The organism is Streptomyces sp. NBC_01235 (assembly GCF_035989285.1).
Classification (GTDB): Bacteria; Actinomycetota; Actinomycetes; order Streptomycetales; family Streptomycetaceae; genus Streptomyces.
The window spans coordinates 5,098,476-5,118,922 of the sequence record NZ_CP108513.1; the positions used below are offsets into that span (position 1 = coordinate 5,098,476).

At 70.0% G+C, this 20,447-nt stretch carries 16 protein-coding genes and 2 pseudogenes; 9 read left to right on the top strand and 9 right to left on the bottom strand.

Going from position 1 to position 20,447, the window contains the following annotated elements:
• Window positions 1–113 precede the first annotated feature (113 nt).
• Window positions 114–392, bottom strand: a complete 279-nt coding sequence (locus tag OG289_RS22450; protein WP_327315830.1) for a hypothetical protein — start codon at window positions 390–392, stop codon at window positions 114–116.
• Between the two features lie 345 nt (window positions 393–737).
• Here OG289_RS22450 and OG289_RS22455 point away from each other — a divergent pair.
• Window positions 738–992 (top strand): annotated as a pseudogene (locus OG289_RS22455) (GyrI-like domain-containing protein); the annotation flags it as partial.
• Between the two features lie 150 nt (window positions 993–1,142).
• Here the strand turns inward: OG289_RS22455 and OG289_RS22460 are convergent.
• Together OG289_RS22460 and OG289_RS22465 are read right to left on the bottom strand one after the other, a co-directional pair.
• Window positions 1,143–1,958, bottom strand: a complete 816-nt coding sequence (locus OG289_RS22460) for a DUF899 domain-containing protein (protein ID WP_327315831.1) — start codon at window positions 1,956–1,958, stop codon at window positions 1,143–1,145.
• A gap of 566 nt (window positions 1,959–2,524) precedes the next feature.
• Complete coding sequence (locus OG289_RS22465; RefSeq protein ID WP_442819094.1) at window positions 2,525–3,898, bottom strand: phosphatase PAP2 family protein; 1,374 nt, start codon at window positions 3,896–3,898, stop codon at window positions 2,525–2,527.
• A gap of 452 nt (window positions 3,899–4,350) precedes the next feature.
• Between OG289_RS22465 and OG289_RS22470 the strand changes: the two genes are divergently transcribed.
• The 3 genes from OG289_RS22470 to OG289_RS22480 all read left to right on the top strand — a co-directional run bounded on the left by OG289_RS22470 (window position 4,351) and on the right by OG289_RS22480 (window position 11,044).
• On the top strand, window positions 4,351–8,607 hold the full coding sequence (locus OG289_RS22470) for an nSTAND1 domain-containing NTPase (protein WP_327315832.1): 4,257 nt from the start codon (window positions 4,351–4,353) through the stop codon (window positions 8,605–8,607).
• Window positions 8,608–8,719: 112 nt separating this feature from the next.
• Window positions 8,720–9,142 (top strand): CU044_2847 family protein, encoded by a 423-nt coding sequence (locus OG289_RS22475; protein ID WP_327315834.1) that lies wholly within the window; start codon window positions 8,720–8,722, stop codon window positions 9,140–9,142.
• A gap of 177 nt (window positions 9,143–9,319) precedes the next feature.
• Window positions 9,320–11,044 carry a dolichyl-phosphate-mannose--protein mannosyltransferase gene (locus tag OG289_RS22480; RefSeq protein ID WP_327315835.1) on the top strand — a complete coding sequence of 575 codons (1,725 nt, stop codon included), beginning with the start codon at window positions 9,320–9,322 and terminating at the stop codon, window positions 11,042–11,044.
• Between the two features lie 23 nt (window positions 11,045–11,067).
• Here the strand turns inward: OG289_RS22480 and OG289_RS22485 are convergent, their stop codons facing one another.
• A complete protein-coding gene (locus OG289_RS22485; RefSeq protein WP_327315836.1) occupies window positions 11,068–11,202 on the bottom strand; it encodes a hypothetical protein in 135 nt (44 codons plus the stop codon).
• A 708-nt stretch (window positions 11,203–11,910) separates the two neighbouring features.
• Here OG289_RS22485 and OG289_RS22490 point away from each other — a divergent pair.
• Window positions 11,911–12,813, top strand: a complete 903-nt coding sequence (locus tag OG289_RS22490; protein ID WP_442819095.1) for a glycoside hydrolase family 11 protein — start codon at window positions 11,911–11,913, stop codon at window positions 12,811–12,813.
• A 36-nt stretch (window positions 12,814–12,849) separates the two neighbouring features.
• A complete protein-coding gene (locus OG289_RS22495) occupies window positions 12,850–13,833 on the top strand; it encodes a polysaccharide deacetylase family protein (RefSeq protein WP_327315838.1) in 984 nt (327 codons plus the stop codon).
• A gap of 84 nt (window positions 13,834–13,917) precedes the next feature.
• Here OG289_RS22495 and OG289_RS22500 read toward each other — a convergent pair whose 3' ends face one another.
• Complete coding sequence (locus OG289_RS22500; RefSeq protein WP_327315839.1) at window positions 13,918–15,660, bottom strand: hypothetical protein; 1,743 nt, start codon at window positions 15,658–15,660, stop codon at window positions 13,918–13,920.
• A 389-nt stretch (window positions 15,661–16,049) separates the two neighbouring features.
• Between OG289_RS22500 and OG289_RS22505 the strand changes: the two genes are divergently transcribed.
• The gene (locus tag OG289_RS22505) at window positions 16,050–16,205 is read left to right on the top strand and encodes a hypothetical protein (RefSeq protein ID WP_327321048.1); all 156 of its coding nucleotides are present in this window, start codon (window positions 16,050–16,052) and stop codon (window positions 16,203–16,205) included.
• 40 nt (window positions 16,206–16,245) lie between these two features.
• Here the strand turns inward: OG289_RS22505 and OG289_RS22510 are convergent.
• Both OG289_RS22510 and OG289_RS22515 read right to left on the bottom strand, forming a co-directional pair.
• A pseudogene (locus tag OG289_RS22510) lies at window positions 16,246–17,043 on the bottom strand (RNA-guided endonuclease InsQ/TnpB family protein); the annotation flags it as partial.
• A gap of 205 nt (window positions 17,044–17,248) precedes the next feature.
• Window positions 17,249–17,671: a BlaI/MecI/CopY family transcriptional regulator gene (locus OG289_RS22515; protein WP_327315840.1), complete on the bottom strand. Its 423-nt coding sequence runs from the start codon at window positions 17,669–17,671 to the stop codon at window positions 17,249–17,251.
• Window positions 17,672–17,884: 213 nt separating this feature from the next.
• Here OG289_RS22515 and OG289_RS22520 point away from each other — a divergent pair, with 213 nt between their 5' ends.
• Together OG289_RS22520 and OG289_RS22525 are read left to right on the top strand one after the other, a co-directional pair.
• Window positions 17,885–18,370: a DUF4396 domain-containing protein gene (locus OG289_RS22520; protein ID WP_327315841.1), complete on the top strand. Its 486-nt coding sequence runs from the start codon at window positions 17,885–17,887 to the stop codon at window positions 18,368–18,370.
• A 79-nt stretch (window positions 18,371–18,449) separates the two neighbouring features.
• On the top strand, window positions 18,450–18,677 hold the full coding sequence (locus OG289_RS22525; RefSeq protein ID WP_327315842.1) for a hypothetical protein: 228 nt from the start codon (window positions 18,450–18,452) through the stop codon (window positions 18,675–18,677).
• On the opposite strand, the gene OG289_RS22530 is transcribed toward OG289_RS22525, so the two are convergent.
• Together OG289_RS22530 and OG289_RS22535 are read right to left on the bottom strand one after the other, a co-directional pair.
• Entirely contained in the window at window positions 18,635–19,426 is a 792-nt protein-coding gene (locus OG289_RS22530; RefSeq protein ID WP_327315843.1) for an ABC transporter permease, read from the bottom strand. The two genes, OG289_RS22525 and OG289_RS22530, sit on opposite strands and share 43 nt — an antisense overlap.
• Window positions 19,423–20,439, bottom strand: coding sequence for an ATP-binding cassette domain-containing protein (locus OG289_RS22535; protein ID WP_327315844.1), 1,017 nt, complete (start codon window positions 20,437–20,439; stop codon window positions 19,423–19,425). The genes OG289_RS22530 and OG289_RS22535 overlap by 4 nt, the downstream gene beginning before the upstream one ends.
• Window positions 20,440–20,447 lie beyond the last annotated feature (8 nt).

Sequence of the window (20,447 nt, forward strand, 5' to 3'; positions counted from 1 at the left end):
CATCTGCCAGGGACCGGGCTGCAGGGCGATGCGATCCTGCGTCATCTCGCGCTCCCGATGTCGTCCACCTGGCGCGCCCGCCGTGATGCTCTGACTGGAGGCCGCTTCGCGGGTCACCTGCGGTGTTCGCCGTCCCGACGGTCCTCACGCGTCCAGCGCGCCCGGTTCTGGCGGCTGTAGCGGCGGTCCCAGCGGTCCCGACGATCCCTGTGCTCCTTGTAGTCCCGGTAGTCCCCGAGATCGGAACTGCCGCTACGGCTTTGGCCTCCGCCACGATCGCGGCCGTGGCGGGTGACGCCGTAGACCAGCACCGCCGCGGCCACCCACCAGATGGGATGGAGGAAGCCGAAACCGAACAGAACCGCGGTCAGGATGAGGAGCAGGACGAACACGGTGGGCCTCCCCGGGAGCAGGACACAACATCGATACCGGGGACTGGGGCCTCACCCACAGCCTAGTCCTGCCCGGGGGCTGCGGATACGGCGCGACGTAAGCGTGTCCGGTCCGGCACGAATGGCTGCTTGACACCTGTCGGGGAACCGCGCCGAGGGCTCGCATGCGACATGCCGCCCCTGCCCCTTGAAGCGTCGCACCGCCGGCGCGCTCCCCAGCGGGCGCGCCCTGCGCATGGGTGCCGGAACTCCTCGGTGTCCAGGCTGCGTTGACACGGCTCGGCGCCGGAAGCTTGGGCAGATCGTGCGGCCTGGGCCGTGTGTGGGATGTGATCGCAGCGTCCCGTGGTGACCCGGGCCGCCGTGCCCGAGGACATGGACGCGCTCACCGTGCCGGCCGGGACGTGGGCCGTCTTCGAGAGCTCCGGGCCGTTTCCGCAGGCGCTCCAGTACCTCTGGCGGGACGTGTTCACGCAGTGGTTCCCGTCCAATCCGTACCGGAGCCGGCCGGGACCCGAGATCCTGCGGACCCGGCTGTCGCAGGATGCCACGCAGGCGGATGCGGAGCTGTGGATCCCCGTGGATCGGACTGCGGTCTGAACGACAGCGTGCGGCGGCTCAGGGCCGCCGCACGCCGGAGACGTCGATCGAAGCCCGTGAAGCGATCTCGGGATGGCCCGCGGAGATCTGACCAGGTGAGCAAGGGGCGCTGCTGCTGCCGCTGTTGCCGACGCCGTCGACGAAGGCGCGTCAGTGGTGGTGGCCGTGCCGGCCGAGGGTCTCCACGGGGGTCGCGCCGGGGCGGGTCCACTGTGGCACGGGCCGGCTGGTCGGGCCCCAGGTGGCGACGCCGTCGGCGTCCGAGCGCCAGTACCAGCAGGCCTGGCGGCCCTCGGACGGGTGCCCCTCGCGGACATCGCCGATCACGGGCCGGCCCTCGGGGTTGTCCTCCCACGCCTCGCCGCGGCCGTAGGGCGTCATGTCGAGCAGGCTGAGGGAGCCGTTGACCGGCTCGTTGCCACGGCCCGTCGTGGAGTAGGTGAGGAACACGCGGTCGCCGTCGCGCAGGAAGCAGGTGAGGTAACCCATGCTGCCGCCGACCGGCGCCTCCACACCGCGCACCGAGTACCAGGGCTGGGTGTACCCCATGAACTCGACGTAGGAAGCCACCTCGTCCCACGGGCCCGTGGTCAGGATGGCGAACGAGACGCCGCGGGCGTTGAGGTAGACGGCGTCCTTCACGTGCCAGGCCGTGGTGGTGCAGCCCTCGCACTGCCCCTGGTGCGGCGCGCCGTCGTACCACATGTGCTTGTAGACCACGAGCTCGTCGCGGCCCTGGAACAGGTCCAGGAACGGGACCGGGCCGTCGGGTCCGACGACCTCGACCGTCCCGTCGAGCTCCACCATCGGCAGCCGGCGGCGGGCCGCGGCGAGGGCGTCGCCCTCGTGGGTGTGGGCCTTCTCGCGGACCAGCAGCTCGTCGCGGGCGGTCTGCCAGGTGGCCAGGTCGACGACGGGCGGGCGGCCGGGCAGCGCGGTGGTCGGGTCACTCGGCGTGGTCGTCATGGCGTCCTCCGTGGTGTCTCGTGCCGGGCAGCGTCGTACGACGTCCTACGACGCTCACCAGAACAGACTCGCGACCCGGCCGGAACTCATCGCGGCAGCGGGCGGAGAAGTCATCGGAGACGGCCCCGCCGACAGCGCCGTCGCGAGGGCTGGGCCGGGACACATGACGTGACCCGGCCCAGCCCTCGCGGCTGGCTGCGACCGCGTCGGCCGAGGCTCAGAGCTCCAGAACCACGGGTGTGAACAGGGCTCGGCGCGCACCCGGTCGTCGAGGCCGGCGGCAATCTCGCGTTGCCGCTCCTCGTCGGAGTGCCGGCAGATCGACGCGTCTTCGCGAGGACCGGCCCGCTCGGACCGTGGTGCCGTCGAGGGGGCGCCCGAGCGGGTCGAGAGTGCGGAGCCGGTGTGACGAAGGCCGTAGTGGTGGAAGTCGTCCGGCGGACCGACGACCGCGCGAGCCCGCCGGGGACGGCTGCCGGTCATGGGCCGGCATGCCGCCTCCGCCGCACACCGGCATCGCGGCCTCGCTCGGGCAGCGCTCAGCCCACAACCTGGTGCGACACGATTCAGATCAGTTCGGGTTGCGGTTCCGGTTGCCGCGCCGGTGCGGCCCTCGGTTCCCACAGTGCGATGGTCCGTACGTAGCCGTAGACCACTGAGGCCATCGCCAGCAGGAGAAGCGGTCCGAACACCCACGGGTGCTTGGCCATCTCCAGCGGCAGACAGCGATAGGACACCAAGAGCGCAGTGAAGACCGTCGCGCCGTAGACGACCAGTTGGATCCCTGATCGATCCCAGCCGCGGTCGAGCGAGCGCAGAGCTGCCTCGATCGTGAGCGTGAACACCACTCCGGCAATGAGATCCGCGCCGTAGTGGTACCCGAATCCCAGCGTGGCGGTGAGCGTGGCAACCAGCCAGAACGTGCCTGCGAATCGCAGAAACCGTGGGCCCTTCCGGGAATGAATGAAGATCGCGGTGGCCCACGCCGTGTGGAGGCTGGGCATGCAGTTGCGTGGGGTGGTCCCGTCGAATGGCATGTGGTGCGGGATATCGATCGGCGGCGGCGTTTTTGGCCACAGGTCGCCCACCGCCCACTGCACGCTGGACGACGTGTGCGCCCACAGGCTGACCCCCGCCCAGTGCTCGGTGCCGGCACCGTAGGCGAAGACCGGTCCGACTACTGGGAAGATCATGTAGACGGCCGGCCCGAGGAGGCCGATCACCAGGAACGTGCGCACCAGATGGTGACTCGGGAAGCGGCGCTCGACCGCCACGTTCCGCAGTTGGTACAGCGCGACGATGACCGCGGCCATCGCGAGCTGACCGTAGACGATGTCGAGGAAATTGAAGCCGATCGTGCCGGTGGCCGTGACGATCCGGCCTACCAGCCACGACGGGTTGCCCAGCGCGTGATCGGCGGTTGCCACGTACTGGTCGAGCACCACGGGGCGGGCCTTCGAGGTGATGAGCAGCCAGGTGTCGCCGGTCTTGCGGCCGGCCACCAGCAGCAGGCCCAGCCCGACGCCCTTCAGCAGCAGGACACGTTCCCGGCCGGTGCGGCGCGTGACAGCGATGACCCCATAGCCGAGAAGCACCCACAACGCGCCGTTGCCGAAGGGGTGGCCGCCGGTCGTCTTGGCGTGGACCGCCCACCGGACCAGCAGGAAGGCGATGTCGATACCGATCGCGGCACCAGTCGCGATGAACCGTTGCCGCCAGGTGAGCACCACCATCATCAACGCCAGACTGGCGTACAACAGGAAACCCGATTTGGGGGCGAATATCAGCTCCCGCACCTGGCAGGTGATCGGCCCCGACAGGCCGTAGTGACGCGCGGTGATCTCCAGCGCAATGAGGAATCCGAGGGCCACCACAGCCGCGGTGGCCCACAGTATCGCCCGGGGTTGACGCCAGACGGATACCGCAGATCTGCCTTTTATTCGCGAAAACACCCGCGATGCTATAGGTACCAATTGATTGACCAATTTGCTAGGTTTTGGATAAACAAGTCACTTATCAAGACGGATGGCGCGGTTTTCCGATTAAGGGTGGATGATAGGGGCGTTCATCGCGAGTTCGAACATGTTAGCGGAACGGTGCGGGAGGGTTCCGCCGAAATGTGCATGGTCGAGCGGACGGATCGTCCCCGCCGTGCCGCCACGGGTCATCGGCGCCTGCCCCGGCCGGTCGCAGCCCTGCGGCGATGTCGGCCCGGCTCCTCGACGCATCCCGCACGGACCGGAGCCATCCGCTTCGCGCCGGGTTCCCTGGCCCGGGACCGCGGGCGTGTGTCCTCAACCGGGTTCTTCAGTAGGTCAGTTGTGTGGGGGGACTGTGCCGTGGATGCTGGTTTGTGGGACGGCGGGAGACAAGTCATGAGGCGGGGGAGTTCATGGCCGCGGTACGGGGGAGCGACGTACTCGAGGCGTCGCAGGTGCGGGTCTGCTCGGCCGGGGGCGAGGTGGTCGGCGCCGGGTTCCTCGTTTCCGCCGATGTGGTGTGTACCTGTGCCCATGTGGTGGCTGGGGCTCTCGGGATGCCCAGCGGTTCGCAGGAGGCGCCCGGCGAGGCGGTGGATCTCGACTTTCCGCTGCTGACGGGCCGTCCGAGGACACGCGCGACCGTGGTGTCGTGGCGGTACGGCGGGCTGGACGTCGCATTGCTGCGCCTGGAGACGGCGGTCGGGGGCGCACGGCCCGCGCCGCTGGTCGACGGGACCGGCGTATGGGGCCACACGTTCCGGGCGCTGGGCTACCCCGTCGGCGCCGATCGCGGTGTATGGGCCTCGGGCACCCTGCGGGCCGGGCAGGGTTCGGGCTGGGTGCAGATGGAGGCGCAGGAGCCGGGGCCGCGGATCTCGGGAGGGTTCAGCGGGTCGCCGGTCTGGGACGACGCGCAGGACGGCGTCGTCGGGATGACGGTCGCCGCGCACCGGGGCGAGAGCACCGCGTACCTGTTGCCGTCGGCCGAACTGGTCGACGAGGAGACGCTGCGGCCGCAGTGCCCGTTCCAGGGGCTCGCGGCGTTCACGGAGGACGACGCGGAGTTCTTCCACGGACGCGACAGCGACACCGCCCGCGTGCACACGGCCGTCCGCAGGCGGTCGGTGACGTTGGTCGCGGGGCCCTCGGGGTGCGGGAAGTCGTCCCTGGTGCGGGCCGGGGTGCTGCCGCTGCTGCGGGCCGAGGGGATGAGTGTGTCCGAGCTGCGGCCCGTGCCCGGCGCACGGGCGACCGTCGTACTGGCGCGGGCGCTGATGGGGGTCCTGGAGCCGGAGCTCGGCGAGACCGATCGGCTCGCCAAGGCGGAGGAACTGGCAGGGCTGCTGAAGACCGGCGACGATGTGCCGGCCGAGCTGCGCGGCAGGATCCTCGCCCGCGGAGAGCGCGCCGGCCACGTGCTCTTCGTCGACCAGCTCGAGGAGTACGCGGGTGCCGAAGCGGCCGCTGCCCGCGACCTGTTCGGACTGCTTGTCGCTCTGGCGGGCAGGGACGGCGCGGCGGCACTGCGGGTCGTCGCGACCGCGCGGCCCGACTCCCTCGAAGCACTGGTGACGGCCGATACGTCCGATCTGGTCAGCGACGCCGTGGAGTTCCTCGCGCCGCTGGCCGCCGACGGCCTGGAGCGGGCGGTGACCGCGCCCGTCGACGCCGTACCGGGGCTGTGGTTCGAGCCGGGGCTGCCGGAGCGGATCGTCGCGGACGCGGGCGACGAGCCCGGCCGGATGACCCTGGTCCAGTTCGCTCTGACCGAGCTGTGGAAGCGTCGCAGCCGGTCGATGCTGACGCATGCCGCGTACGACGAGCAGGGTGGTCTGGCGGGGGCTCTCGTCGGATACGCGGACGACACCCTCGCCGGACTGACACAGCCCCAACAGACGTGTGCGCGGCGGATGTTCGTGCAACTGGCGCGGCCTGACGGGGACGCCTTCCTGCGCCGTCCCGCCCGGGTCGCCGATCTGGCTCCCGAACTCGTCGACCTGGCACGGGAGCTGGCACCGAGCAAGCTCCTCGTCCTCTCCCGGGCCCCGGGCGGTGACGAGGAGATCGTCGATCTGGCGCACGAGGCTCTGACGCGGCTCTGGCCGCGCCTGCGGCAGTGGCTGGCCGACTCCCGGGACTTCCGCGCCTGGCAGGAGCAACTGCGGGCCGACCTGCGGCGCTGGCATGCTCAGCAGCGGGAGCCCGCCCGGCTGCTGAGCGGAAGCGAACTCGCGGAGGCCGATCGCCGGCTGGCCGCGCACCCCGACGACGTCTCCGCCGACGAGCGCGGATACATCCTGCTCAGCCTCCGCCACTCCCGGCGCGGGACCCGCCTCAAGCAGGCCGCCGTGGGAACGCTGACCCTTCTCACCGTGCTCGCTGTCGTGCTGGCGATATCCACCTGGCAGAGCCTTCAACGGACCGAGCAGCAGTTGCGGGCCCAGGCCGCGGGGCTGCTGGCCCAAGCCGCCGATGACACCCCCGGCAGCGACCCTGCCACCGCCCTGCAGCTGGCGCTGGCCGCGTGGAAGACCAAACACACCCCGAAGACCCGCGACGCGCTGATGCACCAGTACGCGCGGGGGCAGTACCTGGTGGGCTCCTATCCGTCAGTGTGGAGGGGCCAGGTCAGGGAGATGAACGCCACACCGGACGGCCGTACGCTCGTGGTGGTGTCAAAACCGGAGGGCGGCGACCGGTGGACGCTCACCGTGGTCACCGGCGCCCTCGAAGGAAAGATCCGGACCACGGAGCTCGGTGGAGTCCCCGCGGGAATCTTCGCGAGCGCCATCAGCCCCGACGGCCGCCTTTTCGCCGTAGCCGCACGGGACTCGGTCCGGCTGTGGCGGATGAGCGACCCGAAGGATCCCATCCCCCTGAACCGCGGGAAACACGAGATCGCCAAGGAGTTCGGGGCCACCGTGGACTTCAGCAGCAACGGGAAGCGGCTGCTGCTGACGATGGACGACCGCTCCGGGGCCTGTTACAACAACGCCCAGTGTGTCCCGCCCTTCGCCGAGGCGTGGGAGGTGCCCTCCGGCGTCCGCCTGCCTGTCGCGAAGAACCTCGTGTCCGCCTCCGGGGTGGAGGAGGCGGCCTTCACGACAGACCCGGACACGGTGGCCGTGAGCAGTTGGGGCAAAAGCGGACGGCAGCTCGAGATCAAGGATCTCACCACCGGACGGCAGCTCTACAGCCCGGGCCCGGAGCCCAAGGGGATGGGGCCCGGCGAGCCGCTTCTCAGAGCCGGAGGTGAATCGGTGATCTCGGCGGTCGGCGACCGGTGGTACACCCAGTCACTCGGCCGTACGCCAGGACCGAGAACCGCGATTCCCGCCGTGAGTACGAGCAGCGACGCCACAGGGAACTACAACGTCGACGGTTCGGCGGCCGACGGAGGAGTCACGAAGGGGGGATACGCCGAGTCGACCTTGACCGATGCGCGTACCGGGCAGGCCTACCGCACTCGCCTGCCCACCCCGGGCGAGGCTCCCGCCCAGTACACGGGTTTCGCGGCGGCGCCGCGGAAGGACGGCGGGCTCACCGTTCTCGTACCGGTGGGCACGACGCTGATGGCGGTGCGGGCCGAGCGATCGGGCAATCAACGGTTCGAGGGCGACCCCGTTCTGGGCGGCAGCTACGCGCTGGCGCCCGACGGGCGCTTCCTCGCCAAGGTCACCGAGAAGACCCTCGAGGTCATGGATGCCTCCCGTACCCGCCTGAGGTCCGTGAGGATCCCGGCCGGGCAGAGCTCCGACTGGAAGGTCACCTGGACCGCCGACTCACGGTGGGTCGTGGTGTGGGGGCGGGAGAGCGGCCTCCACCGTGCGTATGCGGCGCAGAGCCTCGGTGAGGGTGTGCCGCTCCCCGTGGCGGTACAGAAAGGGAAGAAGATCGACAGCCTGGTCGGGCTGCAGGGGAGCGAGATCGTCCTGTTGACCGAGAACGGGACGCTGGCGCGTCTCGACGCCGCCGACGGGACCGTGCTCACCCAGCCCTTTCCCGCCCACCCCGGCCCCAACACCAACGGTCCCCTCGTGGATCTCTTCATCTACGGCCAACTCATGTCCCGCCCCGGGCACCCCGGACAGGTGGCCGTCGTGACCCGGGCTGGAGCCGGTGACGGCAAGATCCTGCTGTGGGATGTCCGAGCTCCGCGACACGTCGCGACGCTGACTGGACCGGTCATCGACACGCCGTATACGGAGGATTCGCTCAGCAGCGGACTCGTCTTCACCCCCGACGGTTCGCGCCTCGCCGTGCAGAACTCCGACGGACGAGTGCGCGTGTGGGACGTCGACCGCGGAAGAAAGCTGCCGGGATGGGTATCCCGCTTGTCGTCGAACGAACTGATCGGGTTCGACCCGGACGGCAGCCTCGTTTCGCGCGACGCGGACAAGGGGCTGGTCGAGATCCACGACCTGACAGACGGCTCCTCCGTCACTCTGGAGGTGACGGCGAAGATCGTCGAGGAGATCAGCAACGCGACGGCGAGAATCACCCCAGGGGACCAACTGCTCATCGACAACGGCGCCGGGCGCAGGACCTTCGACCTTCGCCCCGAAGCGCAGTTCCGCACACTCTGCGCCGCCGCCGGGCGCGACTACACCAAGGCCGAGCGCGACCTCCTCCCGGAGGGAACCCCGTCCGGTCCGCCCTGTCCCTGACCGGGACACAGGGCGATCGCGGGTGGCTCCCCGAGCCCCAACTGGCACGATCTCGTAACCGAGTTGCTCACGGCCCGTCCTCGCCAGGCGCCCCTTCTGCACACTTCTTCCCATGACCGGTTCAGAGAACTACCTCCTCGACGACGGCACCACCGTCCGCTTCCTGCTCGCGGGCGCAGGACAACCCGCCTTCGCAGACGACGACTCGGCAGACGGTCTCGGCCCGGTCGTCCCCGTGGGCAGGCGGGGGGAAGCCGTTGCCACCGTCGCCGCCGACGTGCTGCGCAGCACGCTCAGGCCGCTCGGCCCCCTGGTGCAGGAGGTCCACGACGCCATGAGCGCCGTGCCCACGCCGCCGACCGAGATCACCGTCACGTTCGGCGTACAGCTGGGCCAGGACCTGAAACTGGGCATCGTCAACGGCAGCGGCCAGGCCCACCTGACGGTCACCGCCACGTGGAGCCCGGAGACCGCCGTGGCCACGCCGCCCGCCGGCGACCCTCGAGCGGACGGGAACAGTCCCGCGGCCACGTGACGTACGAGGGCCCTTGCTGTTGTTCGAGGTCGTGCCTTCCTGGACGGCCGAGGACTGGGCGACGACCACGACAAGGCCAGGCCGGATCCCAAAGGGCAACCACTTGGATTGCTCCACGCCAGGCGGGGGCGGGAGACCGTTCGTCTCGCCACTCGGGGCACCGTTTAGGGTCGTCCGGTGACGAGTAGCAGCGCGCCGCGTTCCCAGGTCCTCGACAGCACCCGTCCTACTGCGGCGCCCGGCGACTGGAAGGACCGTCTGCGCCTGTTCGGACATGCCGGACGCCCCCGGACCGGCGTCCGCGAGCGCCTGGTTCCGCCGTTTCCGGAGCCGTCGACGCGCCTCTGGGAGCGCGCACGCCTCGATCCGGCACTGGCGTTCCGCGTCGCGAAGGCGATGGACTGGCTGGGGCCGATACTCGTCGCCCTCTCAGCCGGAGCGATCCGCTTCTGGCGCCTCGGGCAGCCGCGGGACCTCGTCTTCGACGAGACCTACTACGCCAAGGACGCCTGGGCACTGCTGCGACTCGGCTACGAGGGCACCTGGCCGGACCGCAAGATCGCCGACCCGCAGATCCTGGCGCACCCGCGGGTGATCCCGCTCTCCGACACCGCGGCCTTCGTCGCGCACCCGCCGACGGGCAAGTGGGTGATCGGCCTCGGCGAGTGGATGTTCGGCCTCACACCGTTCGGCTGGCGCTTCATGACGGCGGTCCTGGGCACGTTGTCGGTGCTGATGCTGTGCCGAACAGGTCGCCGCCTGTTCCGGTCGACGGCGCTGGGCTGCCTGGCCGGCGCGCTGATGGCGGTGGACGGTCTGCATGTGGTGATGAGCCGCTCCGCTCTGCTGGACCTCGTCGTCATGTTCTTCGTACTGGCCGCGTTCGGATGCCTGCTGCTCGACCGGGACCACGCACGGGCCCGGCTCGCGGCAGCCCTCCCCGTGGGCGAGGACGGCCACGTGCGCCCGGACCGCGTCACGGGCGACCTCGCCGGGACAGGAGTTCGTCCTTGGCGGCTCGCCGCCGGTCTCTTCCTGGGACTTGCGGCCTCGACCAAGTGGAACGGCCTGTACTTCCTCGCCTTCTTCGTGGTCCTCACCCTGCTGTGGGACGTCGGCTCTCGCCGCGTGACAGGAGCCGGCCGCCCGTACCGGGCGGTGCTGCGCAAGGACCTCGGCTGGTCGCTGCTGTCCGTCGTCTTGGTCGCCGTCGTGACCTATCTGGTGACGTGGACGGGCTGGTTCCTCTCCGACAACGGCTACGGACGGCACTGGGCGGACGGCCGCGGCGGAACCTGGTCGTGGATTCCGGCCCCGCTGCGCAGCCTGTGGCACTACGAGTACGGGGTCTACCAGTTCAACGTGGGGCTGCACACTCCGCACAAGTACGAGTCGAATCCCTGGAGTTGGCTGATCCTGGGCCGTCCTGTGCTGTTCCACTACGAGTCGCCGAAACCCGGGCGGGACGGCTGCCACGCGACGGCCGACTGCTCGCAGGCGATCCTCGCCCTGGGCACACCGCTCCTGTGGTGGTCGGCGTGCTGCGCACTCGTGTATCTGCTCTACCGATGGGCGCTGCGCCGCGACTGGCGCGCCGGCGCCGTCCTGTGCGCGGTGGCCGCCGGTTATCTGCCCTGGTTCCTGTACCAGGACCGCACGATCTTCTCCTTCTACGCGGTCGCCTTCGTGCCGTACCTGTGTCTGGCCGTGGCGATGATGCTGGGCGCGCTGCTGGGTCCGCCGGGGGCGGACGGCAGACGCCGCACGCGGGGCGCGGTGGCCGCGGGGGTGCTGGTGCTGCTCATCGCCTGGAACTTCATCTACTTCTTCCCGGTCTACACCGGGCAGACGATCCCGTACGCCGACTGGCGCGCCAGGATGTGGCTCGACACCTGGATCTGAGCCCGTCCTCCGGCGAAGCCCTCTCAACGGGACCGGGACTCCAGCGAGGTGAAGCAGACCGTGTCCTCGGGCCCTCCGTGGTGTTCGGCGCCGTCGTCGTCGCGGTAGCGCCACTCGAAGGGCAGGCCGTGGGCGGTCTCGGAGTCCGGTCCGCTCAACCAGCTCGACCAGGGAACTCCGCCGATCGCACACGAAGAGCGCCCCTCCTCGCGACTGGCCGGAACCAGCGTCACGACCGGCCGGTCCGGACCGACGCCCGAGCGCACCGACGCACAGCCGCCAGCCATGTCGGCGAGATTTGACCGGTCGGAAAAAGGGAGCACGGGCGGATGGACGGACGCGAGCAGCCGACGCGCCGCCGGATCGCAGGACCGGGCCGGACACCGATACGATCGGAAAGTCCTCGAAACATTCGAAGCAGACGTGCGCCATCCTGGATCTTGCCGACACGAACATCACCGATCACTGTCGAATCGCCGCCACGCACACCCCCATTGAGCAGGCAATACACCCCCCTTTGCCGATCTCCTGGTGTGCGAATGTTTCGGGATCATTGCCGAAACCATTGACAGCTGGCAGGGCCATATCAAAACTGTTCGCCGTTGCCCGGCCGTGTTTGCGCGACGCCACCCGCGGTCGCCGTCGCTCCTGCTGGTCACCCACAACCCGCAGGTTCGTGTCACGCTGCCCGGCTCCCATCGGCCTCACGAGGACGAGGAGGAAGCACGAACATGAACGACGCACCCGCACACGCACCCTCATCCGCACACCGCACGAACCGCGGACGCGGCCGCTTCGGGCCGCTCAGCCGCTTCAGGCTGCTCATCAGCGGCGTCTGCACCACCGTGCTGGTCGCCTTGGCAGCGATGACCCTGCCCGGCACCGCCCACGCCGACACGGTCATCACGACGAACCAGACCGGCACCAACAACGGCTACTACTACTCGTTCTGGACCGACGCACCGGGCACGGTCTCCATGAACCTGGGCTCCAGTGGCAACTACAGCACCTCCTGGAGCAACACCGGGAACTTCGTCGCAGGCAAGGGCTGGAGCACCGGCGGACGCAGGAGTGTGACCTACTCGGGCACCTTCAACCCGTCCGGCAACGCCTACCTGGCGCTCTACGGATGGACGTCGAACCCGTTGGTCGAGTACTACATCGTCGACAACTGGGGCACCTACCGGCCCACGGGAACGTACATGGGCACCGTCACGAGCGACGGCGGCACGTACGACATCTACAAGACGACGCGGTACAACGCCCCGTCCGTAGAGGGCACTCGCACCTTCGACCAGTACTGGAGCGTCCGGCAGTCGAAGCGGACGGGCGGCACCATCACCACCGGGAACCACTTCGACGCCTGGGCCCGCGCCGGGATGCCGCTGGGCAGTTTCAGCTACTACATGATCCTCGCGACCGAGGGATACCAGAGCAGCGGCAACTCCAACATCACGGTGGGCGACGCCGGTTCGGGCGGGGGCGGCGGCGGGGGCGGCGGCAGCGGATGCACCGCGACCCTCTCCGCGGGCCAGCAGTGGAGCGACCGCTACAACCTCGACGTCGCCGTCACCGGATCCAGCAACTGGACGGTGACCATGAACATCCCCTCCCCCGCCAAAGTCCTCTCCACCTGGAACACCAACGCCACCTACCCCAGCGCCCAGGTCCTGACCGCCAAACCCAACGGCAACGGCAACAACTGGGGCGTCACCATCCAGCACAACGGCAACTGGACCTGGCCGACGGTCTCCTGCACCGCGAGCTGAGCCGCACCCCGCCCCCAGGCTGGAGGACCACTCCGTATGAGCACCAGACCACGACTCTCGTTACGCGCTCTGGTCACGAGGCTGGTCGTCGTCGCGACGGCCGCCGCGTGCACCCTCACCGTCCAGGCCGCCGCCCCGGCGCAGGCCGCCACCTGCAACGGGTACGTCGGGCTCACCTTCGACGACGGCCCGTCCGGTACGACGACAGCCCTGCTCAACGCCCTCACCCAGAACGGGCTGCGGGCCACGATGTTCAACGAGGGCCAGTACGCCGCCGCCAACCAGGCCCAGGTCCGGGCCGAGGTCAACGCCGGCATGTGGGTCGGCAACCACAGCTACACCCACCCGCATCTGACCCAGCTCGGTCAGTCGCAGGTCGACTCGGAGATCTCCCGGACCCAGCAGGCCATCGCGGGTGCGGGAGGCGGCACGCCCGTGCTGTTCCGCCCGCCGTACGGCGAGACCAACTCGACGGTGAAGTCGGTCGAGGCCAAGTACGGCCTGACCGAGATCATCTGGGACGTCGACTCGCAGGACTGGAACGGCGCGAGCACCGATGCGATCGTGCAGGCCGCGGCCCGCCTCACCAACGGCCAGGTCATCCTCATGCACGACTGGCCGGCCAACACACTCGCCGCGATCCCGCGTATCGCGCAGGGGCTGGCCGCCCGCGGCCTGTGCGCCGGCATGATCTCCCCGCAGACCGGCCGCGCCGTGGCCCCCGGCAGCGGGGGCGGCGGCGGGGGCGGCGGCAGCGGATGCACCGCGACCCTCTCCGCGGGCCAGCAGTGGAGCGACCGCTACAACCTCGACGTCGCCGTCACCGGATCCAGCAACTGGACGGTGACCATGAACATCCCCTCCCCCGCCAAAGTCCTCTCCACCTGGAACACCAACGCCACCTACCCCAGCGCCCAGGTCCTGACCGCCAAACCCAACGGCAACGGCAACAACTGGGGCGTCACCATCCAGCACAACGGCAACTGGACCTGGCCGACGGTCTCCTGCACCGCGAGCTGAGCCACTGACCTGGCACGTCTCCCCCGGGAGGGTGCACCATCCGGCCTCGGACTCCTCGTCCGGGGCCGGACGTCGTGCGAAGCGTCACCGCCTGACGGTGAAGTACTGCCATGCGCCCCAAGTGCTCAGGTTGCCGATGTCCTTGCTGCTGTGGACGTACTCGGCCCGCATGCGGAACCTGCTGTCGACCGCGCCGGTCAGGCCCAGCGCCGTGGAGCCGGTGCTCGTGGTGCTGAGCGTGTGGCAGGCGGAGGTGCTCTGCGTGTGCCAGGTACCGCCGTAGTACCGCTGGATCTGGTACAGCACGCACTGGCCGGCCTTGTCGGGCGTGACCGTGGTGTTCAACTGGGCCTTGGCGGTGTGGTGGTAGACCCGGTAGAGGAGGCTGCCGTAGTGGGTGCTCCCGTAGTAACCGCTCAGCGACTCGGACACCTTGGCGTAGGCCGACGCGGTATGGGAGGCCGTGGCCGGGGCGTAGCGGTAGTCACCGGCGAAAGCCGCGGTGAAGGTGGTCCTGCGGGTGAGTTTGTAGGCCACGGCCAGGTTGCCGTGGCTGTCCACCGTACCGGCCGTGACCAGCTCCTTCCTGCCGCCGTAGGGCTGGGCGTAGATCGCCAGGGTGCGGCCGTCGTAGGTCGTGCCGAGGTGGGCGGTGACCTTCGCGGTGGCACCGTAGGCGTACGACGGAGCGTCGATGGTGAGGGACACCGCGGTGGCGACGCGGGAGACCTGGACGGTCGCGGACGCGTGGACGGCCTGGTGGGTGGAGTCACCCGGGTAGGTCACGGTGTAGGTGTTGGCTCCCCCGACCTGCGGGGCATCGGTGATGCGGAAGGTGCCGTCGGCGGACAACGGCGCATCGGGCAGCGCCACGCCCGCAGGGTGGGCCAGGTCGGTCCTGACCACGTGGACGGCCTCGCCGGACGGGTACGGAGCCGCCGACAGCAGGCCCGAGACGGCCAGTCCGGCCGCCCGGGCGGATGTCGCCGGGGCGGTGAGGTCGAGGGTGGTCGGGGGCGGGGTCGGGAGCTGCGACGGAACCACGACCTGGTATCCGGTCGGCTGGGACCGGTTCCCGGCCGCGTCGACCCCGATGACGTTCAACGTGTGGACCCCCCAGGGCAGGGCGGTGGTCAGACTCGCCCTCCCCTCGGCGTCGGCGGGAACCCGAGCGGCGCCGCTGCCGGGCTCCTGGTCGAGGGCGTACTCGAAGTGGTCCAGCCCGCCGGCCTGACAGTCCGGAGCCGCCGCCTCGGCGCACCCGTCGGGCAGGGGGTCGCTGGAGCCGAAGCTGAACGTGGTGAGCTGGCCGGCCGCCTTCGTGGGCGTTCCCGGGCTGCCCACCGGGGGGAAGTCCGGGTCGGTGACGACCGGGGCGAGGGGTGCGCGGCCGTCCACCCTGAAGTAACAGGGCGTCGTCGGGTTCGAGTACGCCGTCCCGTCGTACGTCGACGCGTGCCAGCCGTAGGTGTGGCCGTCCGTCAAGGGCAGCGGGACGTACACGGATTGGGAGAGCACCGGCAGTCCGGAGACGGACCCGTCCGCCGCCTGCGAACCGTCCACGTCCCACGCGTGGACGACTCCCTGATACGTCACCCCGTTCACCGTCGGCCGCGGTACGCCGACGGAGACGGTGAAGCCGGCGGGAGGCGGACTGGACACGGTGTTCCAGGCCGGGCCGCTGTCGCCGGCGCAGGTCGCGCCGGCCGGCAGGGTGGGTGTCGGCAGCGCCGGGTCGATCGGGGTCTCGTCGGCGGCGGCCGCAGCCGGAAGCGCTGCCACGACCGCACCGGCCAGCAGAAGCGCGAGCCGGCCGCGTCGGTGCACGGTTCGATTCACAGATGTCTCACAGGTGTCTTCTTTCCGGGCAGGCGGAGGCGTGTTCGGCCGTACCCGGGACCCTCGTCGGAGCGCGCGGCGGTTGCCCGTCGCTCCGACGCGCCCGGCCGCCGTCCCCCGTCGTCGCGGCACAGAGCCGCAGAGCACGCAGAAAATAACACCGCCTCGGACGACCTCGGCGGTCCTTGATCAAGCGTTTACCGGGTGGGGTACTCGGCTTTCCACACGTCTCCCGCAGCGCCCGTGGACTTCCCGCACGCTCGCGCACCTTGCTCACCCTGGCCCCGATCTCGCCTGGTCCTGGGCGACCTTGGGGTTGTGCGCCGTCACCTCGAAGGGGTTCGGGCACGTGCTCAGGCCGGGGGGCGTCCGTCGCGGTGGACGACCGTGATGTGACGGTCGGGACCGGGCACCGGCGTCTCGAGTTCGTCGAGCACGGCGACGGCCAGGTCCTCGGCGCTGATCCACGAGCGGCCGTCGGCGCCGGTGAGCAGGGTGTCGGTGCCGCGCCGTTGACTCGCACCTCGGGCTGAAGCCCGAGGATTCTGGCCTTCTCGACTTGTTGCTGTTCCGCTACGCGGCACGGGGTTCGGTCGGGAATCCGTGGCTTCCTGTTTCTTCGCGCTGCGCCGGGATTGCTCCTGGTCTTACCGGCGCTCCGCAGGCCGAGACCGCCAGTCCGGCGGCCGTCTTCACGTTGATCGCGGCGTTGGTGTCCCGGTCGTGGACGGTGCCGCAGGCGATGCAGGTCCATTCCCGGACGCTGAGGGGTTTGGGTCCGTCCTTGACGCCGCAGGTGGAGCAGGTCTGGGAGGTCGGTTCGAACCGGCCGGTCTTGACCAGGGTGCGGCCGTACCGTTGTGCCTTGTATTCCAGCATGCTGATGAACGATGCCCATCCGGCGTCGTGCACGGACTTGGCCAGCTTCGTGCGGGCCAGTCCCGCCACCGACAGGTCCTCCACGGCGATCCCTTGGTTCTCGGAGATCAGTTTCGTGGAGAGCTGGTGGTGGAACTCGCGGCGTGCGTCGGTGACCTTGGCGTGGGCGCGGGCGACCTTGAGGCGGGCCTTGGCGCGGTTCTTTGATCCCTTCTGCTTGCGGGACAGCTCCTGCTGCGCCTTCTTCAGCTTCTTCTCCGCGCGCCGCAGGAAGCGCGGGGAGTCGATCTTCGTGCCGTCGGAGAGGACCGCGATGGGGGTCCCCCCGGACGGAGTCTGGAGGAGGGCGAGGCCAAGATCGATGCCGATGGTGCGGTCGGTTTCGGGCATCCGTGTCGCGTCGGCGGTGGGGTCGGTGCCGATGACGAAGGAGGCGAAATACCTGCCGGCCGCGTCCTTGATGACGGTGACGGAGGTGGGGGCGGCGGACAGGCCGGTCAGCGCGCCGCCCGGGACGTCCGTCTGCGTGGCCCGCCCGATGCCCATGCCCTCCTGAAACCGCGACACCCTTCCCGACACCTTCCCGGCGCTGCCAACCGCCTTGCGGTCGGGTAAACCTCCCGGTGGTCGCCGTCTCCAGGGCGACCAGGGCGTCGCGGGTGTGCACGGAGCCGACGACCATGAGCAGCGCCGGCCGTCAGTCTTCGCCTTCGGCTTCGGCTTCGACCACTTCGATGGCCTCTTCGTCCCGGGACCGGCCCAGCAGTTCGCGCAGCAGCCGTTCGTCGTCGGGGCCGAGTCCGGTGACGAAGCTGGCCAGCACGGCCTCGCGGTCCCGCTCGGCATCCAGCACCCTGCGCATCCGGTGGGCGGCCAGCCCCGCCTCGTCCGACGCGGGCAGCCACACGAACGACCGCCCGCTGCGCTCGCGAGTGACCGCCCCCTTGGCCAGCAGGCGGGTCAGGATCGTGATCACCGTCGTGTAGGCGAGGTCGCCGCCCAGGCGCTCCTGCACCCACCCGGCCGTGGCCGGTCCGTCCGCCTCCCGCAGCGCCGACAGGACCAGCACCTCCAGTTCGCCCTGCCCCCGCCGCCGAGGACGCCGCCGGTGATCCGTCACGCCCTGTCTCCTCTCCGCCGCCGTCCGTCTGCCCGGTCGGACATCGTATACCTCCTCTACATATCTGTAGATTCAACGGCCCGGTCCAGCACGCGGGCCTGGACACCCGAGCGTGCCGGGCCGGTACCCACCCCGCCACCCACTGGATTCGGAATACCCCCAGGGGGTATACAGGACGGGACGGTGGAGCCACCCGGGAACGGAGAGGAACCCATGCCTCACAACGATCACCACGACGATCACGAACATCACGCGGAACACGGAGGCGCCTCCTGGGAGCTGGCGGTGAAGGCGACGCTGCACTGCCTGACCGGGTGCGCCATCGGCGAGATCCTCGGCATGGTCGTCGGCACCGCCCTCGGCTGGGGCAACGTGCCGACCATGGTCCTCGCGATCGCCCTTGCGTTCCTGTTCGGCTACTCCCTCACCCTGTTCGCGGTCCGCCGGGCCGGACTCGACCTCAGTTCCGCGATCAGGGTGGCGCTGGCCGCCGACACCGTATCGATCGCCGTGATGGAACTGGTCGACAACGCCATCGTCACCCTCACCCCGGGCGCGATGGAGGCCCAACTCTCGGACGGACTCTTCTGGTCGACCCTCCTGGGCGGCTTCGTGGTCGCCTTCGTGATCACCACGCCGGTGAACAAGTGGATGATCGGCCGAGGCAAGGGCCACGCCGTCGCCCACGCCCACCACTGACCGACGGAGCGTCCGGCGCCCGGAGGGGGCAATCGGGTCGAGCTGTGGCAGCCCGTCTGAGCACGCCTGCACGCAGGCGGTGACGTGCCCTCTGGCCGCGCCGCCGTACGAGCCGCCCGTCACCGGCCTGCGCGGGCTCGCCGTGGCGGGCCCTGCGGCGGCGGCCGATGACGCGGACGGGGCGGCGTACGCCGACGCGGTGTCGGAGTACGCCGCCCTCGGGCGGGACGAGTTGCTGGAGGCGGCCCGCCGCTGTCATGGCGGTTACTTCGGGTCGCGGTTGAACGTCGCGGCCGACCAGAAGTAGCCGAGCACCGCGAGCCCCAGGCACCAGGCGACCGCGATCCACCCGTTGTTGCCGATCTCGCTGCCGAGCAGCAGCCCGCGCAGGGTCTCGATGGCGGGTGTGAACGGCTGGTACTCGGCGATCGGCTGGAACCAACCCGGCATCGTGTCGGCCGGGATGAAGGCGCTGGAGATGAGCGGCAGCAGGATCAGCGGCTGCGCGCTGTTGCCGGCCGCCTCGGCGTTCGGGCTGGCCATGCCCATCCCGACCGCGATCCAGGTGAGCGCCAGGGAGAACAGCGCGAGCAGCCCGAACGCTGCCAGCCACTCCAGGGCCGTGGCGTCGGTGGAGCGGAAGCCGATGGCCACGGCGACGGCGCCCACGAGGACCACGCTGGCGATGCACTGCAGCACGCTGCCGATGACGTGTCCGATGAGCACGGAGCCGCGGTGGATGGCCATGGTGCGGAAGCGGGCGATGATGCCCTCGTTCATGTCGGTGGAGACGGACACGGCGGTGCCGATCACGGTGCCACCGATGGTCATCATCAGGATGCCCGGGACGATGTAGGCGATGTAGTCGGAGCGGTCCGCGCCTCCGCCACCGATGCCCGCGCTCATCACGTCGCCGAAGATGTAGACGAAGAGCAGGAGCAGCATGACCGGGGTGAGCAGCAGGTTCAGGGTGAGCGACGGATAGCGACGGGCGTGCAGCAGGTTGCGGCGCAGCATCGTGGACGAGTCGCGCACGGCGAGGGAGAGGGCGCTCATCGGACGGACTCCTTGGACTGGCTGGGCTGGCTGGGCTGGCTGGGCTGGCTGGGCTGGCTGGGCTGGCTGGGCTGGCTGGGGACGTTGGTGCTGCCGGTCAGGGCGAAGAAGACGTCGTCGAGGTCGGGGGTGTGGACGGTGAGTTCGTCGGCTGCGATGCCGGCGGAGTCCAGCCGGTCGAGGAGGGAGCGCAGTTCGCGCTGGCTGCCGTCGCTGGGGATCTGCAGTGCGAGTGCCTCCTCGTCCCGGGTGACCTCGCGCAGCGCGGAGGCGGCGGACCGGTAGGCGGCCGGGTCGGTGAAGCGGAGCCGGACATGGCCGCCGGGGATGAGCCGCTTGAGCTCCTCGGCGCTCCCCTCGGCGGCGATCCTGCCGTCGTTGAGCACGGCGATGCGGTCGGCGAGCTGGTCGGCCTCTTCCAGGTACTGGGTGGTGAGGAAGACCGTCACCCCGTCGGAGACCAGCTCGCGGATGATCTGCCACATGTTGTGACGGCTGCGCGGGTCGAGGCCGGTGGTCGGCTCGTCGAGGAAGATGATCCGCGGGCCTCCGACCAGGGTCATGGCGATGTCCAGACGGCGCTTCATGCCGCCGGAGTAGGTGGAGGCGGGCTTCCTCGCGGCCTCCACCAGGTCGAAGCGCTCCAGCAGCTCGGCGGCGACCCGCCGACCCTCGCTCTTGGACAGGTGGTGCAGGTCGGCCATGAGGAGCATGTTCTCCTCCCCGGTGATCAGGCCGTCGACGGCGGAGAACTGCCCGGTGACACCGATCGCGGCACGGACCGCCTGCGGGTCGGCGGCGACGTCGTGGCCGCCGACGCGGATCTCACCGGAGGCGGGGTCGGGGGAGATGAGGGTGGAGAGGATCTTGACGGCGGTGGTCTTGCCGGCGCCGTTCGGGCCGAGCAGGGAGAAGACCGTTCCTTCGCCGGCGGCCAGGTCGATGCCGTCGAGGACGACCTTGTCTCCGTAGGACTTGCGCAGCCCGTTCGCCGCGATGGCCAAGCTGGTCATGAGGGGAG